The organism is Enterobacter sp. JJBC, from assembly GCF_036936505.1.
In the GTDB taxonomy this organism is placed as follows: domain Bacteria; phylum Pseudomonadota; class Gammaproteobacteria; order Enterobacterales; family Enterobacteriaceae; genus Enterobacter; species Enterobacter hormaechei_C.
Genome location: NZ_CP136935.1, coordinates 2,186,777 through 2,201,450 on the forward strand (window position 1 = coordinate 2,186,777; position 14,674 = coordinate 2,201,450).

Consider the following 14,674-nt stretch of genomic DNA (forward strand, 5'->3'; position numbering starts at 1 on the left):
ATGATGTGAACAAATACGCAGCGATAACGCTACTGGCAACGGTACTGGTGGGATGCGACAACAACACCGCGCCGCTGTCATTTACGCCAGAGATGGCGAGCTTTTCGAACGAGTTTGACTTTGATCCTCTGCGCGGGCCGGTGAAGGATTTTACCCAGACGCTATTCAACGATAAGGGTGAAGTCTCTAAACGTGTGACCGGCACGATGTCAACGGAAGGGTGTTTCGATACGCTTGAACTGCACGATCTCGAAGCGAATACGGGCGTTGCGCTGGTGCTGGATGCTAACTACTACGTCGATGCGGAAACCCAGCAGCAGAAGGTAAAGTTGCAGGGGAAATGCCAGCTGGCGGAACTGCCGTCTGCCGGCCTGACGTGGGACACCGACGATAACGGGTTTGTGGTTGCAGCGCACAGTAAAGAGATGGAAGTGAAGTACCAGTATGACGCCGACGGCTACCCGCTGGGTAAAACTACGGTTTCCGGCGACCAGCGTTTATCGGTCAAGTCGGTGCCTTCGAAAGATCTGCGCAAGCGCATGGATTATACGGCGGTAAGCCTGTTGAACGATAAACCGATGGGCAATGTAAAGCAGAGCTGTGATTACGATCGCCACAACAACCCGGTGAACTGTGAGCTGGTGATAACAGATGACAGCGTCAAACCTGCCGTTGAGCGCAAGTACACCATCAAAAACAGCATTGAATATTATTGAGAATAAAACCGCGCAGGTTACTGCGCGGTGGGTTTAAGCAGGCTGGCGGAGGAGGACTTATGCCCGGCCAGATGCTGATGCTGGAAAATGCACATGCGTATGGTGTTACGGTATTCGCCGTTAATAAAGAACTCATGGATCAGTTCACCTTCCACCATAAAGCCCAGCTTACGGTAGATATGAATCGCTTTTTCGTTCTCTTTGTCGACGATAAGGTAAAGCTTGTAGAGATTCAGGACGTTAAACCCGTAATCCATCGCCAGCTTTGCCGCTCGCGACGCAAGACCTTTCCCCTGGTGCTCCGGTGAGATAATGATCTGAAATTCCGCCCGACGGTGAACGTGGTTGATCTCAACCAGTTCAACCAGCCCGGCTTTTTCACCTTCGCACTCCACCACAAACCGGCGTTCACTCTGATCGTGGATATGCTTATCGTAGAGATCGGACAGCTCGACAAACGCCTCATAAGGCTCTTCAAACCAGTAGCGCATCACGCTGGCATTGTTGTCGAGCTGGTGAACAAAGCGTAAATCTTCGCGCTCCAGCGGACGGAGCTTAACGTCACACGGCGTCGACATTACGGTGCTACCGTGCGGCCAGTGCGACGATCGAGACAGCGCAGGGTGTTAGGCTCCCAGTAAGCGTTGACGTTGGCACTTTGCTGGCATTTGTCGCGGGCATCAAACGCGACGTCTTCTTTATCCCACTCTTTCTCCACGCGCTTATTCACTTTCTGACGCAGGCTGCGGGTGTCATTCCATTGTTCTTTGTCCATGGCAGCATTCTGGCGGCTTTGCGCGCTGTCACCAGACTCAATGATGAGTTTGCTGGTTTCGGCTGATGCCGTTGCGGCGAAGGCGAACGAGGACAGTGCCAGTGCGGCTGTCAGACAAAGGCGTTTGCTTAATGTAGTCATAGCGTTTCCTTTAAACGGGTGCAGACAATCGGATTACCCCGTTGGATTCTACACCAATCCGAAAGGGTGTCATACCCGCGCGGCAGGTATGGGAACGATGTGAACATTATCGCGTATGATGTCTAAATCAATCCTCACGAAACGAGAAAAATGTTCAAAACGACGCTGCTTTTTTTCGCGACCGCGCTGTGCGAAATCATCGGATGCTTTTTGCCGTGGCTCTGGCTAAAGCGGGGCGCTTCCGCGCTGCTGCTGATCCCGGCGGGTGTGTCCCTGGCCCTTTTTGTCTGGCTGCTCACCCTGCATCCGGCCGCCAGCGGGAGGGTATATGCGGCCTACGGCGGAGTGTACGTCTGTACCGCGCTGCTGTGGCTGCGCGTTGTCGATGGCGTCCGGCTAAGCCTGTATGACTGGGCAGGCGCGCTGATTGCCCTGTGCGGCATGTTGATCATCGTGGCCGGTTGGGGACGCGCATAAGCGTCCTTATAGTGTGATCGCCCGCTGATTTTACGATCATTATACTTGTATGGAAGTAGTGTAGTTGCGTAAATTTCCTGCATCACAACGAGCGATGTAAGGAAATGGATTATGAAGATTGTCGGGGCTGAAGTATTTGTCACCTGCCCGGGGCGTAACTTTGTCACCCTTAAAATTACGACCGATGAGGGCATTGTCGGCCTGGGTGATGCCACGCTGAACGGACGCGAACTTTCCGTTGCCTCTTACCTGAAAGATCACCTGTGCCCTCAGCTGATTGGCCGCGATGCGCACCGCATCGAAGATATCTGGCAGTTCTTCTATAAAGGCGCTTACTGGCGTCGTGGTCCGGTCACCATGTCAGCGATTTCTGCCGTGGATATGGCGCTATGGGACATTAAGGCGAAAGCCGCGAACATGCCGCTCTATCAGCTTCTGGGCGGGGCTTCCCGGGAAGGGGTGATGGTTTATTGTCACACCACCGGGCACACCATTGACGACGTGCTGGAAGATTATGCCCGTCATAAAGAGATGGGCTTCAAGGCAATTCGCGTGCAGTGCGGCGTGCCGGGAATGAAAACCACCTACGGCATGGCCAAAGGCAAAGGGCTGGCGTATGAACCTGCGACCAAGGGCGCCTGGCCGGAAGAGCAGCTGTGGTCCACCGAGAAATACCTCGACTTCACGCCCAAACTGTTCGACGCAGTGCGCAGCCAGTTCGGTTTCAGTGAACATCTCCTTCACGACATGCACCACCGTCTGACGCCCATCGAAGCGGCGCGGTTCGGCAAAAGTATTGAAGATTACCGCCTGTTCTGGATGGAAGATCCGACTCCCGCTGAAAACCAGGAGTGTTTCCGCCTGATCCGCCAGCACACCGTCACGCCAATTGCGGTGGGGGAAGTGTTCAACAGCATCTGGGACTGCAAGCAGCTGATTGAAGAGCAGCTCATTGACTATATCCGCGCCACCATAACCCATGCGGGCGGCATCACCGGGATGCGTCGCATTGCGGACTTTGCCTCACTCTACCAGGTGCGTACCGGCTCACACGGCCCGTCGGATCTGTCGCCGATTTGCCACGCCGCGGCGCTGCATTTTGACCTGTGGGTACCGAACTTTGGTGTGCAGGAGTATATGGGTTATTCAGAGCAGATGCTGGAAGTGTTCCCGCACAGCTGGCGCTTCGATAACGGCTATATGCACCCGGGCGACAAGCCAGGGCTGGGCATTGAGTTTGATGAGAAGCTGGCAGCGAAATACCCGTACGATCCGGCTTATCTGCCGGTGGCCCGTCTGGAAGACGGCACTCTCTGGAACTGGTAAACGAGGAGCGAATGATGAAAAGCGTAGTGATCCAAGAGCCGAATGCGCTGGAGATTGCGGAGCGTCCTCTCCCGTTGCCGGGGGCAGGCGACGTCCGCGTCAAAATTAAACTCGCCGGTATCTGCGGTTCAGACAGCCATATCTATCGCGGGCATAACCCGTTTGCAAAATATCCGCGGGTAATCGGTCACGAATTCTTTGGCGAAATAGACGCGGTTGGCGAAGGCGTGGAGGGCACCCGACTGGGTCAGCGCGTTTCGGTGGATCCGGTGATCAGCTGCGGGCACTGCTACCCCTGTTCCGTTGGTAAACCGAACGTTTGCACCTCGCTGGTGGTGCTGGGCGTCCATCGCGACGGTGGTTTCAGCGAATACGCCGTCGTGCCGGCGAAAAATGCCTGGCACATTCCGGATGCGATCCCTGACAAACACGCGGTGATGGTTGAGCCATTCACCATTGCCGCCAACGTGACGGGGCAGGCGAAACCCACCGAACAGGACGTGGCGCTGATCTACGGCGCAGGCCCGATGGGGCTGGTCACCGTGCAGGCGCTGAAGGGCGTTTACAAGGTGAAGCAGGTCATCGTGGTAGACCGCATTGATGAGCGGCTGGAGATGGCGCAACGCAGCGGCGCAGACTGGGTCTTCAACAACGGCGAGCAGTCGTTACAGACTGCGCTGGATGAAAAAGGCATCAAGCCGACATTAATCATCGATGCTGCCTGTCATCCGTCCATTTTGCAGGAAGCGATTACGCTGGCGTCTCCGGCGGCGCGCATCGTGCTGATGGGATTTTCCAGCGACCCGAGCCAGATCGTGCAGCAGGGGATCACCGGCAAAGAGCTGTCGATCTTCTCTTCGCGCCTGAATGCCAACAAATTCCCGGTGGTCATTGACTGGCTGGAAAAAGGGCTGATCGACCCTGAAAAACTGGTCACCCATACATTTGACTATCACCACGTTACAGACGCCATCGAACTGTTTGAAAAAGACCAGCGGCAGTGCTGCAAAGTCTTGCTCACGTTCGACCAATAATAATTCACGCGGTTAAGAGCCTGCGAAGACAGGCTCTAAGTGGTACGCATCTTACCTTTCAGAGATAGCCATTATGACTCAAGCACAACCTCAAAGAAGTACGTCAGATTTGGTGAAAGCCGCCGTATCTGGCTGGCTGGGCACCGCCCTGGAATTTATGGATTTCCAGCTCTACTCCCTTGGCGCCGCGCTGGTGTTTCATGAAATTTTCTTCCCTGAGCAATCGGCGGCCATGGCGCTGATCCTGGCGATGGGCACCTACGGCGCAGGCTACATCGCGCGTATCGTCGGGGCATTTATTTTCGGCAGAATGGGCGACAGAATTGGCCGTAAAAAAGTGCTGTTTATCACCATCACCATGATGGGGATCTGCACCACCTTAATCGGCGTGCTGCCGACCTACGCGCAGATCGGGATTTTCGCACCGGTGCTGCTGGTGACGCTGCGTATTATTCAGGGGCTTGGCGCGGGGGCAGAAATCTCCGGTGCGGGCACCATGCTGGCGGAGTACGCGCCGAAGGGTAAACGCGGCATCATCTCCTCGCTGGTGGCCATGGGCACCAACTGCGGAACGCTGAGCGCCACGGCGATCTGGGCCGTGATGTTCTTTGCCCTCGATCGTGAAGAACTTATTGCCTGGGGCTGGCGCGTGCCATTCCTCGCCAGCGTGGTGGTGATGATCTTCGCCATCTGGCTGCGTATGAACCTTAAAGAGAGCCCGGTGTTTGAGAAGGTTAACGACGCCGAAACCGTTGCGCCAGCGGCGGCGCAGGATACCTCATTAGGCGCGATGTTTAAGAGCAAATCGTTCTGGCTGGCGACGGGGCTGCGCTTTGGCCAGGCCGGTAACTCTGGGCTTATCCAGACCTTCCTTGCCGGGTATCTGGTGCAGACGCTGTTATTTGATAAGGCGATCCCAACCGATGCGCTGATGATCAGTTCGATTCTCGGCTTCCTCACCATCCCGCTGCTGGGCTGGCTGTCCGATAAAGTGGGGCGCCGTCTGCCGTATATTCTCCTTAACATTTCAGCCATTATTCTGGCTTACCCGATGCTGTCGATTATCGTCGATAAGAGTTACGCGCCGGGCGTGATTATGCTCTCTATCATCGTTATTCATAACTTTGCGGTCCTCGGGCTGTTTGCGCTGGAAAACATCACCATGGCAGAGATGTTTGGTTCGCGGAACCGCTTTACCCGCATGGCAATCTCGAAAGAGGCGGGAGGGCTGGTGGCCGTAGGCTTTGGTCCGGTGCTGGCGGGGATCTTCTGCAATATGACCGGGTCCTGGTGGCCAATTGTGGCGATGCTGGTGGCGTACTCGCTGATTGGGCTGGTCTCCGCTTTGCTGATGCCGGAAGTGCGCGACCGCGATCTGAGTGAAGCCGAAGATGCAGCCGAAGCGCCGCATAAAGAAGCGGTAGCCTACGGCGCGCTCTCTTCACGCCGCTAGTGGTTTATATCTTGCGCTACCTGTCACACAACTTTTTACTGATGTCACTCCACATGGCGAAAAGTTAATGTAAATCAAGATCTGAAAACGACGTATCAGTATGGTTAATGGCAGCGTTTTTTGACTCCGACTGCCATTCTAGTTGGTGTAGTCAGCAGGCGCTGCCGCTCTTAAAAGGAAGCGGCAGCGGATCACAGCTTTCATTAATTAACGAGTCTCAATCATGGAAAACCAGTTATTACAGGCGAAGGCAACGCGTCCTCAGTACGATCGCGACAGCCTCAAGGCACGCATTGTTCATTTAGGGTTTGGCGCGTTTCACCGCGCGCACCAGGCGGTGTACACTGATATACTCGCCGCAGAACAGGGCAGCGACTGGGGTTACTGCGAAGTTAACCTGATTGGCGGCGAACAGCAGATCGCCGATCTGAAGGCACAGGATAACCTTTATACCGTGGCAGAGATGTCTGCCGATGCGTGGACAGCGCGCGTGGTCGGCGTCGTCAAAAACGCGCTGCATGCGCAGGTCGACGGGCTGGAAACCGTGTTGGCGGCGCTGTGCGAGCCACAGGTCGCCATTGTTTCCCTGACCATCACCGAGAAAGGGTATTGCCATTCCCCGGCAACAGGACAACTGATGTTCGATCATCCGTTAATCGTTGCCGACCTGCAAAACCCCCATCAGCCGAAATCTGCGCCGGGCGTCGTGGTTGAAGCGCTGGCGCGGCGTAAGGCGGCGGGGCTGCCAGCATTCAGCGTGATGTCATGCGATAACATGCCGGAGAACGGCCACGTGATGCGCAATGTCACCTGCGCCTACGCGCGCGCTGTTGACGGCGAACTGGCCGACTGGATTGAAGCGAACGTCACCTTCCCGTCAACCATGGTGGACCGTATTGTGCCCGCCGTCACGGCTGACACGCTGGATAAAATCGAACAGCTGACCGGCGTACGCGATCCGGCAGGTGTCGCCTGCGAGCCGTTCCGCCAGTGGGTGGTGGAAGATAATTTCGTCGCCGGACGTCCAAAGTGGGAAAAGGCCGGTGCGGAACTGGTTTCTGATGTCATTCCGTTTGAAGAGATGAAGCTGCGAATGCTTAACGGCAGCCACTCGTTCCTGGCCTATCTCGGCTACCTTGCCGGTTATCAGCACATTAACGACTGCATGGAAGATGAACATTATCGCGCAGCCGCGCATGCGCTGATGCTGAAAGAGCAGGCGCCGACTCTGAAAGTGAAGGGGGTGGATTTAGCTCACTATGCTGACCTGTTGATCGCGCGCTACAGCAATCCGGCCCTGCGTCACCGCACCTGGCAAATCGCCATGGACGGTAGCCAGAAATTGCCGCAGCGGATGCTCGATTCCGTGCGCTGGCACCTGGTCCACCAGAAACCCTTCCCGCTGCTGGCCCTCGGTGTGGCGGGCTGGATGCGTTATGTCGGCGGTGTGGATGAGCAGGGTAACCCGATTGAGGTGAGTGACCCGCAGCTGGCGGTGATTCAGGCGGCGGTAAACGGTAGCGCTGAAGGCGAAAGCCGCGTTAATGCGCTGTTGGGCATTGAGGCTATTTTCGGTAACGAGCTGCCGAAGGACGCGGTGTTTGTGGCGTCGGTCATGCAGGCTTATCAGACGTTGCTGCAAAAAGGCGCGAAGGCCACGGTTGCTGAGTACGCCACCCGGCTTTAACGCTATGACATGCCGCCGTCCGCGGCGGCATGTCGGGGCGCAGCTTAGTGCATCCCCAGGCGAATCAGCTCAATCGGTTCGAACTTACCTTCGCATCCTTCCACTTCAACCGTTTTACCACGACGCACCTGCTCGGCATTAAGGCCGTCGCTGTGGATCGCTTTAATCACGCCGAACTGACCTGTGCCGCTAATCATGACGCGGCTGCCAGTGGTGATTGCATTTCGGTTACGGTCGTATGTCATCATGGTATTTTCTCCTCTCGTACTTATCCGCTACGGCGCTAATTCGACGGCTGCCGTTCACGGGGCACTATTAATACGCCTCTCTTTAACGAAATTATTTGCTTTTGATCAAGCTCACACTTTTTTCTTATTTCATGCAGGCGTTGACGGTTCAGGACACCACTTTACAAAGCGGACAGTTATTTTCCTTAATTGATAGTTTCCGGATGCAAGTGTTTAGGCTTTGTTTATATCCACAATGTCATTCTGGAGACAGAAAATAACCCTTCATCGGAAAAGGAGTCAGGCTTATGTATAAGAAAATTTTGATGCCTGTTGACGTGTTTGAAATGGATTTGAGCGATAAAGCGGTACGCCATGCGGTCAACCTCGCGAAGGCGGAAGGCGCGACGATCACCCTGGTCAACATTCTCCCTAACAGCAGCCGTTCGTTACTGCGGGGGTTCAATGCCGATATTAAGAAGTTCGAAGAGTATATGACCGCCGAGTCTGATAAGAAGATGAAGGCGCTGAAACGGCTCTTTGATATGTCCCCGGAAAATATTGATTGTGAAGTTCGCTTCGGCAACGTACGGGATGAAATCATCAAGCTCAGCAAAGAGGGGAAATATGACGTTATTGTTATTGGATCAAGAAACCCGAGCATGACAACCCATCTGCTGGGTTCAAATGCTGAAACTATCCTGCGCTACGCCACTATTCCAGTATTAGTGGTCCGCTAATTACTTCGCCGCAACCGAAAGGGGGCGGCGAGGTTTTATTCTTCGCTGAACCACTCGCGGTTTTCCTGACGAATTAACTGAACTGACTCACTAATTTCCTGAAGGTGAAGCGTCATCGCTTTATCTACGGCTTCCACGTCGCGTTTTTCCAGCGCGCTGAAAATATCATGATGCTGGCGCAGCAACATCTCTGGCGGAGAAACATGGTCGAGGCTCATGTAGCGCACGCGGTCGATGGTCGCTTTGATGTTTTCAACGGTATCCCACGCGAGCTGGCACTCGGCGATCTGCGCCAGTTTCTGGTGAAACTCGTCGTCCAGCTGGAAAAAGTCGTTTAACTGTTTGCGGTCGATGGCGATTCGTTGCTGATGCAGGTTTTGCTCCAGCAGGTAGCACTGGTTATCGTTGATGAGCGACGCGGCGCGACGCACCACGGCGCACTCGATGGCCTGGCGAACAAAACAGCCATTCCGTACCTGCGAAAGCGAAATTTTATTTACATAGCTGCCGCGCTGTGGGCGGATCTGAATAAGTCCGTTTTCTGCGAGTTTAATAAACGCCTCGCGCACGGGCTGACGGGAAACGTCAAAACGTACCGAAACCTCTTTTTCTGAGAGTGGCGTTCCTGGTGGGATCAGGCAGCGAACAATATCACGGCGTAAGATGCGATATATTTGCTGATTAACGGGCTGGGTAGGATTAAGTTGCGATTCAGCGGCCATGGGTTATGATTTCTCAGAGAGTTAACCTGAACATACTACCATTCTTTTCCCTGCCATCACATACCCGGCCCGCAGGCCGGGAAGGGTGAATTACCCGCGATGCACGCTGAGTCCGGCATAGGTCTGGCTGACGGGCATCATCTCAACCGTGTTGATGTTGACATGCTTCGGCAAATTCGCGACCCACCAGACGGTTTCGGTGATATCTTCCGGCGTCAGCGCATTCGCGTTTTCATAGGTTTTATCCGCTTTCGCGTCATCGCCTTTGAAACGCACGTTGGAGAATTCGGTTCCGCCTACCAGACCCGGCTCAACATCGGTCACGCGGATCGCGGTTCCGTGCAGGTCGGTGCGCAGGTTCAGACTGAACTGGCGGACAAAGGCTTTGGTCGCGCCATAGACGTTGCCGCCCGCGTAAGGCCAGCTTCCGGCGGTGGAACCGATGTTAATGATATGACCACGGTTACGTTCAACCATGCCCGGCAGCACGGCGCGGGTCATGTACACCAGGCCTTTGTTGTTGGTGTCGATCATGTTCTCCCAGTCTTCCACGCTGGCTTTGTGAGCAGGCTCCATACCCAGCGCCAGGCCAGCGTTATTGACCAGCACGTCAATTTCACGCCATTCGGCAGGCAGGTTGGCAATCATCTCTTCAATGACGGCGCGGTTGCGGACGTCCAGCTGTGCGGTCAGAATGCTGTCACCCAGCTCGTCTTTTAGCTCCTGCAAACGCTCCTGACGACGCCCCGTTGCAATCACTTTGTGTCCGTTGGCGACGAAGCGACGCGTGATGCTTTCACCAAAACCCGCTGTCGCCCCGGTAACTAAAATAATCATCTCACTGTTCCTCAACGCTTTTTGTGTTGTACTAACATAGCACGCTCTCCGGCACGTCGTTAAGGCAACATTTGTATGACGCCATTGCAGGCTGGCGCAGGCTGGCCTACTCTGGGGAGAAATACCGTGCACAGGAGTAAACGATGTCGGTCAACAATCCTTTTTTTGAAATTAGCCTGTTGCCTTATCAGGCGCCACGTTTTGATGCGATCAACGACAGCCATTATCGCCCGGCGTTTGATGAAGCAATGCGCCTGAAGCGTGCAGACATTGACGCGATTATCGCGCAGCGCGCCGCGCCGGACTTCGATAACACCGTGCTGGCGCTTGAAAAAAGCGGGGCCATGCTGTCGCGCGTGAGCAGCGTATTCTTCGCCATGACGTCCGCACACACTAACGATGATCTTCAGGCGCTGGACGAGCAGTTCTCCACCGAACTGGCCGGGCTGGCGAACGATATCTGGCTAAACGATACGCTTTTCGCCCGCGTGGAAGCCGTCTGGCAGGATCGCGAGGCGCTGGATGCCGAATCCCGCCGACTGACGGAGGAGACGTATCAGCACTTTGTTCTTGCGGGCGCGCGTCTGAACGCCGATGAAAAAGCCGAGCTGAAATCTCTGAATACCGAAGCCGCCACCCTGACCAGCCAGTTCAACCAGCGCCTGCTCGCGGCGAATAAGGCGGGAGGGCTGGTGGTGGACGATGTTCGCCAGCTTGACGGGCTCAGTGCGGAGGAGATGGCTGCCGCGGCTCACGCTGCCGCAGAAAAAGGGCTGAAGGAACGCTGGCTGATCCCGCTTTTGAATACCACGCAACAGCCCGCGCTGGCGGCGCTGGCGTTGCGCGAGACCCGTAAAAAGTTGTTCAGCGCGGGCTGGGAACGCACTCAGAAAGGCGACGAAAACGATACGCGCGAGCTGATCCGTCGGCTTACCGCGTTACGGGCAAGACAGGCGCAGCTGCTCGGCTTTGACAACTATGCGAGCTGGAGCATTGCCGATCAAATGGCGAAAACGCCGGAAGCCGCGCTCGAATTCATGCGCGGAATAGTGCCTGCGGCGCGCGGCAGGGCTGCGCTGGAGCAGGCGGATATTCAGAAAGTCATCGACGACGAGCAGGGCGGTTTTACGGTGCAGGCCTGGGACTGGGCGTTTTATGCCGAACGCGTGCGCTCAGCGAAATACGCGCTGGATGAGTCGCAGATCAAACCCTATTTCGCGCTCAATACCGTGCTTGAAGATGGCGTATTCTGGACCGCCACGCAGCTGTTCGGTATCCGTTTTGTCGAGCGTTTCGATATTCCGGTTTATCACCCGGATGTTCGCGTGTGGGAGATTTTCGACCATACGGGTGAAGGCATGGCGCTGTTCTATGGCGACTTTTTCGCGCGTGATTCCAAAGCGGGCGGTGCGTGGATGGGGAATTTTGTTGAGCAGTCTTACGAGTTTGCTGCGCGTCCGGTGATTTATAACGTCTGCAACTATCAAAAACCGGCGAACGGGCAAACCGCGCTGATCTCCTGGGATGATGTGATTACCCTGTTCCACGAGTTTGGCCATACCCTGCATGGTCTGTTTGCCAGCCAGCGCTATGCCACGCTTTCAGGCACCAACACGCCGCGTGATTTCGTTGAATTTCCGTCGCAGATCAATGAACACTGGGCCAGCCATCCGCAGGTGTTTGCGCACTTTGCTCGTCATTATCAAACCGGCGAACCGATGCCGGATGCGCTGCGGGAAAAAATGCTCAATGCGACCCAGTTTAACAAGGGTTATGACATGACGGAGCTATTGAGCGCCGCGCTGCTGGATATGAACTGGCACGGCATTCAGGAGCCCGTTGAAGACGTGGAAGCCTTTGAAGCCGCCGCGTTGAAAAAAGAGGGGTTGGATCTTCCAGCCGTACCGCCGCGCTATCGCAGCAGCTATTTCGCCCATATCTTCGGCGGCGGCTACGCGGCAGGGTATTACGCCTATCTCTGGACGCAGATGCTGGCGGACGATGGCTACCAGTGGTTTGTCGAGCAGGGCGGTTTGACGCGCGAAAACGGACAGAAATTCCGCGAGGCGATTTTGTCCCGCGGCAACAGCACTGATTTAGCTGAACTTTATCGCCAGTGGCGCGGGCACGATCCGAGGATTGAACCGATGCTGGAGAATCGCGGGCTGAGTGCTTAAGGGGTTTTTCAGGCCGGAAGCAGAACCGGGCGTGCTGCCCGGTTTTTGCCCGATTTTTTCTTCCCCAAAACTCCTCCAAAATTCCTCCCCAAAATGAATTCTTAAATTCTGCGCAATTTGCAGGGGGATTCGGTCCAATTATTCACGTAGCTACACCTTCACTTTCACCCATTCGAGACCGCGATCGTTATGATACTGCGCTGTCATCCTGTCTGATGAGTGACCTAGAAGCTGCTGGGTATTGATGCCTTGCCCCTCATACAGACGCTCCGATAGAGAACGCTGCTCGTGAAAAGTCGGCATTGTTTTCCCATCCTCTACGGAAATGCCAGTACTATCGATCGCAAGTTTGAAGGAGACGCTAAGGCTGTTCTCGCCAACCTGATCGCCTGCTTTCACATTACCGCTTGTGGTCACGTGATGGAGAAGCCAAGGGCTTACGACCCGATCCCTACATCGCTTGATCACCTGCGCCAGTGTAATATCCAACATCTCACAGCGTAGCGAGAGCGGTATAGCCAGTTTCGCCCCGGTCTTTTGCTGCTCAACGTGGAGATGGCCATCCCAAACATCAGAGAACTTCATTTTAGCGATATCACTGCGCCTTTGCCCGGTGACCACTGCCAAAAGCATTGAGTTCTGGACGTAGGGGGCCATTTTGTCCGCCGCTTCAAATATTGCCTTCCACATCTCAAGGTTCAGTCGAGAGCGACTCACCCGTACAACGACTTTTCGTGTGGCCAGTGCCGGGTTATATCCCGGCTCAACTTCGCCTGCGTGCTGCGCCTCTTTGAACAGGTCAATCCAGACGCTGCGGAGCGTTTGCGCCATTCGTGCTTTGCCTCTGGCTTTATATTCGTCTGTGATGGCTGCCAGCATTTTGGTGGTGACTTCCTGAATGCCAATGTCAGGCATCCTTTCAACCAGTACGTTTGTGCAGGTCTTTCTGGATTTAAGCGTATTATTTTTTATCTCCTTATTGATGAGTCGTTCTTCCTGTATTTTCAAATATCGTTCGATCCATAAGCTCATCCGCATCGATTTCTTTGAGTTAACCTTCTTATGGCTGACCATATCGATCAGGGCGAACGACTGGGCAGCTTCCTGCTGCGCCAGCAGTCTATTCAACTCAGTGGCGGCCAGTTTGGCCGCCTCCTGATCGGTACCGAAACCGATAAATTGACCGGTTAAAGGATGCCGGTATTGCCAGTAGGTTTTGCTGTTGCGCTTATCCAGCTTGCAATAGAGATTTGGGATATCAACCCTGTGATTACGTGGTCTGGCTGCCATTAATAACTCGCTCCATAAGCGTCTTCACCGCTTTCGGCATGCGTGGTGGTAGAACCGGCGATGCGAGCAAGCCAATGAATTTGGCCTCTTCATCGATAACCCACCGCCGGCCTTGTTTCAGCGCCCTTGGGATTGTTTGTCCTGTCTTTGCAATTCTGTGCAGCGACGCTCTGGATGGTGGTTGCTTAAAGCCGTTCGGACCGGAAGCCCAGTCCTCCAGGCTAACGAGTTGTCCCATGAAAACCTCCAGTTTGATTAATATGAGCCATCAAAGCCCGATAGGGTGATATTTCAATATCAGGCGACTTGCCCGGGCAGGGAACGGAGTCGGCGCATGCCGGTCATCGCGGTGGCCACATAGCTCGCTTTCCTGTTCACGATCTCCACCCATACCTTCACGCCTTCAACCCTCACCGTATACGTCTCTTTCATCTTGCTGCGCCCATATTCGCCGTAGCGTTCTGCATAGGCAGCCAGAGCAAGATCGCAAGCCCGGCGCGCTAACGGAGATTGCTCACTTCCGCGGTTAATCAGTCGCATGGTCGCCTCCTGAAATTAACCAAGTAGATGATTTGAACATCAGTACTCTCCCCAGCTATAGGTTGAAGCGACTGGCCCGGGAACTGATGCAGCGAGAAAGCCCGCATCATCCGGCAATTTTTCGACTGTGCAGCGGTACCCGCCGGTAATCATTCCGGCTTCACGCATACCGGCAAGGCACATCTGCACTGTCTCAGCGGTAAGCTGGACTTTTTCCAGTTGGTACATTTTCCGGTACACAAAGGCGCGTAGCGCCTCTTCGCGCGTATAGTGATAACGGGAACGGTCAGCGCCTTTCAGGCAACGCTTAACGTGGTATTTTTGATTCTCCCTGCGTCCACCGGTGCGGTACTGGACTAACTGTTCAAACGTCATGTTGGGCATATCTTCGACGTGCCAAAAGGTCTTTTCGGTTTCACGGATAATGACTCGCTTCCACAGACTAACGGTCGGTCTCCCTTCGCTGTCATGCCCGTCGAAATAGCGGTAACAATATTCTTTGCCTTCAGTAATTTTCGTCATCTCGTTACCG

Annotated in this window: 17 protein-coding genes; 8 read left to right on the forward strand and 9 right to left on the reverse strand. The window is 54.8% G+C overall.

Annotated features, from left to right (window positions below; genetic code table 11):
* Positions 1–5 precede the first annotated feature (5 nt).
* The gene (locus RY075_RS10560) at positions 6–716 is read left to right on the forward strand and encodes a YnfC family lipoprotein (RefSeq protein WP_003857419.1); all 711 of its coding nucleotides are present in this window, start codon (positions 6–8) and stop codon (positions 714–716) included.
* Between the two features lie 17 nt (positions 717–733).
* Here the strand turns inward: RY075_RS10560 and speG are convergent, their stop codons facing one another.
* Positions 734–1,294: a spermidine N1-acetyltransferase gene (speG, locus tag RY075_RS10565; RefSeq protein WP_003857416.1), complete on the reverse strand. Its 561-nt coding sequence runs from the start codon at positions 1,292–1,294 to the stop codon at positions 734–736.
* A complete protein-coding gene (locus RY075_RS10570) occupies positions 1,294–1,632 on the reverse strand; it encodes a DUF1283 family protein (RefSeq protein ID WP_023300007.1) in 339 nt (112 codons plus the stop codon). Before RY075_RS10570 ends, speG begins: the two co-directional genes overlap by 1 nt.
* 150 nt (positions 1,633–1,782) lie before the next feature.
* On the opposite strand from RY075_RS10570, the gene RY075_RS10575 reads away from it, so the two are divergent.
* The 5 genes from RY075_RS10575 to RY075_RS10595 all read left to right on the forward strand — a co-directional run bounded on the left by RY075_RS10575 (position 1,783) and on the right by RY075_RS10595 (position 7,609).
* On the forward strand, positions 1,783–2,109 hold the full coding sequence (locus tag RY075_RS10575) for a YnfA family protein (protein WP_003857412.1): 327 nt from the start codon (positions 1,783–1,785) through the stop codon (positions 2,107–2,109).
* Between the two features lie 111 nt (positions 2,110–2,220).
* Complete coding sequence (gene manD / locus RY075_RS10580; protein WP_023314071.1) at positions 2,221–3,435, forward strand: D-mannonate dehydratase ManD; 1,215 nt, start codon at positions 2,221–2,223, stop codon at positions 3,433–3,435.
* A gap of 14 nt (positions 3,436–3,449) precedes the next feature.
* The gene (locus RY075_RS10585) at positions 3,450–4,469 is read left to right on the forward strand and encodes a Zn-dependent oxidoreductase (protein WP_023314072.1); all 1,020 of its coding nucleotides are present in this window, start codon (positions 3,450–3,452) and stop codon (positions 4,467–4,469) included.
* Positions 4,470–4,542: 73 nt separating this feature from the next.
* Positions 4,543–5,922 carry an MFS transporter gene (locus RY075_RS10590; RefSeq protein WP_058659950.1) on the forward strand — a complete coding sequence of 460 codons (1,380 nt, stop codon included), beginning with the start codon at positions 4,543–4,545 and terminating at the stop codon, positions 5,920–5,922.
* A gap of 223 nt (positions 5,923–6,145) precedes the next feature.
* Positions 6,146–7,609 carry a mannitol dehydrogenase family protein gene (locus tag RY075_RS10595; protein ID WP_003857406.1) on the forward strand — a complete coding sequence of 488 codons (1,464 nt, stop codon included), beginning with the start codon at positions 6,146–6,148 and terminating at the stop codon, positions 7,607–7,609.
* Between the two features lie 44 nt (positions 7,610–7,653).
* Here RY075_RS10595 and ydfZ read toward each other — a convergent pair whose 3' ends face one another.
* Positions 7,654–7,857 (reverse strand): putative selenium delivery protein YdfZ, encoded by a 204-nt coding sequence (gene ydfZ / locus RY075_RS10600; protein ID WP_003857405.1) that lies wholly within the window; start codon positions 7,855–7,857, stop codon positions 7,654–7,656.
* 287 nt (positions 7,858–8,144) lie between these two features.
* On the opposite strand from ydfZ, the gene RY075_RS10605 reads away from it, so the two are divergent.
* Entirely contained in the window at positions 8,145–8,576 is a 432-nt protein-coding gene (locus tag RY075_RS10605; RefSeq protein ID WP_003857404.1) for a universal stress protein, read from the forward strand.
* A 35-nt stretch (positions 8,577–8,611) separates the two neighbouring features.
* Here the strand turns inward: RY075_RS10605 and RY075_RS10610 are convergent, their stop codons facing one another.
* Together RY075_RS10610 and ydfG are read right to left on the reverse strand one after the other, a co-directional pair.
* The gene (locus RY075_RS10610) at positions 8,612–9,298 is read right to left on the reverse strand and encodes a GntR family transcriptional regulator (RefSeq protein ID WP_003857403.1); all 687 of its coding nucleotides are present in this window, start codon (positions 9,296–9,298) and stop codon (positions 8,612–8,614) included.
* 90 nt (positions 9,299–9,388) lie between these two features.
* Positions 9,389–10,135 (reverse strand): bifunctional NADP-dependent 3-hydroxy acid dehydrogenase/3-hydroxypropionate dehydrogenase YdfG, encoded by a 747-nt coding sequence (ydfG, locus tag RY075_RS10615; protein WP_003857402.1) that lies wholly within the window; start codon positions 10,133–10,135, stop codon positions 9,389–9,391.
* A gap of 143 nt (positions 10,136–10,278) precedes the next feature.
* Between ydfG and dcp the strand changes: the two genes are divergently transcribed.
* Complete coding sequence (gene dcp / locus RY075_RS10620) at positions 10,279–12,312, forward strand: peptidyl-dipeptidase Dcp (RefSeq protein WP_338628540.1); 2,034 nt, start codon at positions 10,279–10,281, stop codon at positions 12,310–12,312.
* A 150-nt stretch (positions 12,313–12,462) separates the two neighbouring features.
* Here the strand turns inward: dcp and RY075_RS10625 are convergent, their stop codons facing one another.
* The 4 genes from RY075_RS10625 to RY075_RS10640 are packed head-to-tail and all read right to left on the reverse strand — an operon-like array spanning position 12,463 to position 14,664.
* On the reverse strand, positions 12,463–13,602 hold the full coding sequence (locus tag RY075_RS10625) for a phage integrase Arm DNA-binding domain-containing protein (protein ID WP_072140053.1): 1,140 nt from the start codon (positions 13,600–13,602) through the stop codon (positions 12,463–12,465).
* Entirely contained in the window at positions 13,583–13,840 is a 258-nt protein-coding gene (locus RY075_RS10630; protein ID WP_072140054.1) for an excisionase, read from the reverse strand. The genes RY075_RS10625 and RY075_RS10630 overlap by 20 nt, the downstream gene beginning before the upstream one ends.
* A 59-nt stretch (positions 13,841–13,899) precedes the next feature.
* Positions 13,900–14,142 (reverse strand): DUF4060 family protein, encoded by a 243-nt coding sequence (locus tag RY075_RS10635; protein ID WP_072140055.1) that lies wholly within the window; start codon positions 14,140–14,142, stop codon positions 13,900–13,902.
* A 39-nt stretch (positions 14,143–14,181) separates the two neighbouring features.
* Positions 14,182–14,664, reverse strand: coding sequence for a hypothetical protein (locus tag RY075_RS10640; RefSeq protein ID WP_072140056.1), 483 nt, complete (start codon positions 14,662–14,664; stop codon positions 14,182–14,184).
* Between the last annotated feature and the right edge of the window lie 10 nt (positions 14,665–14,674).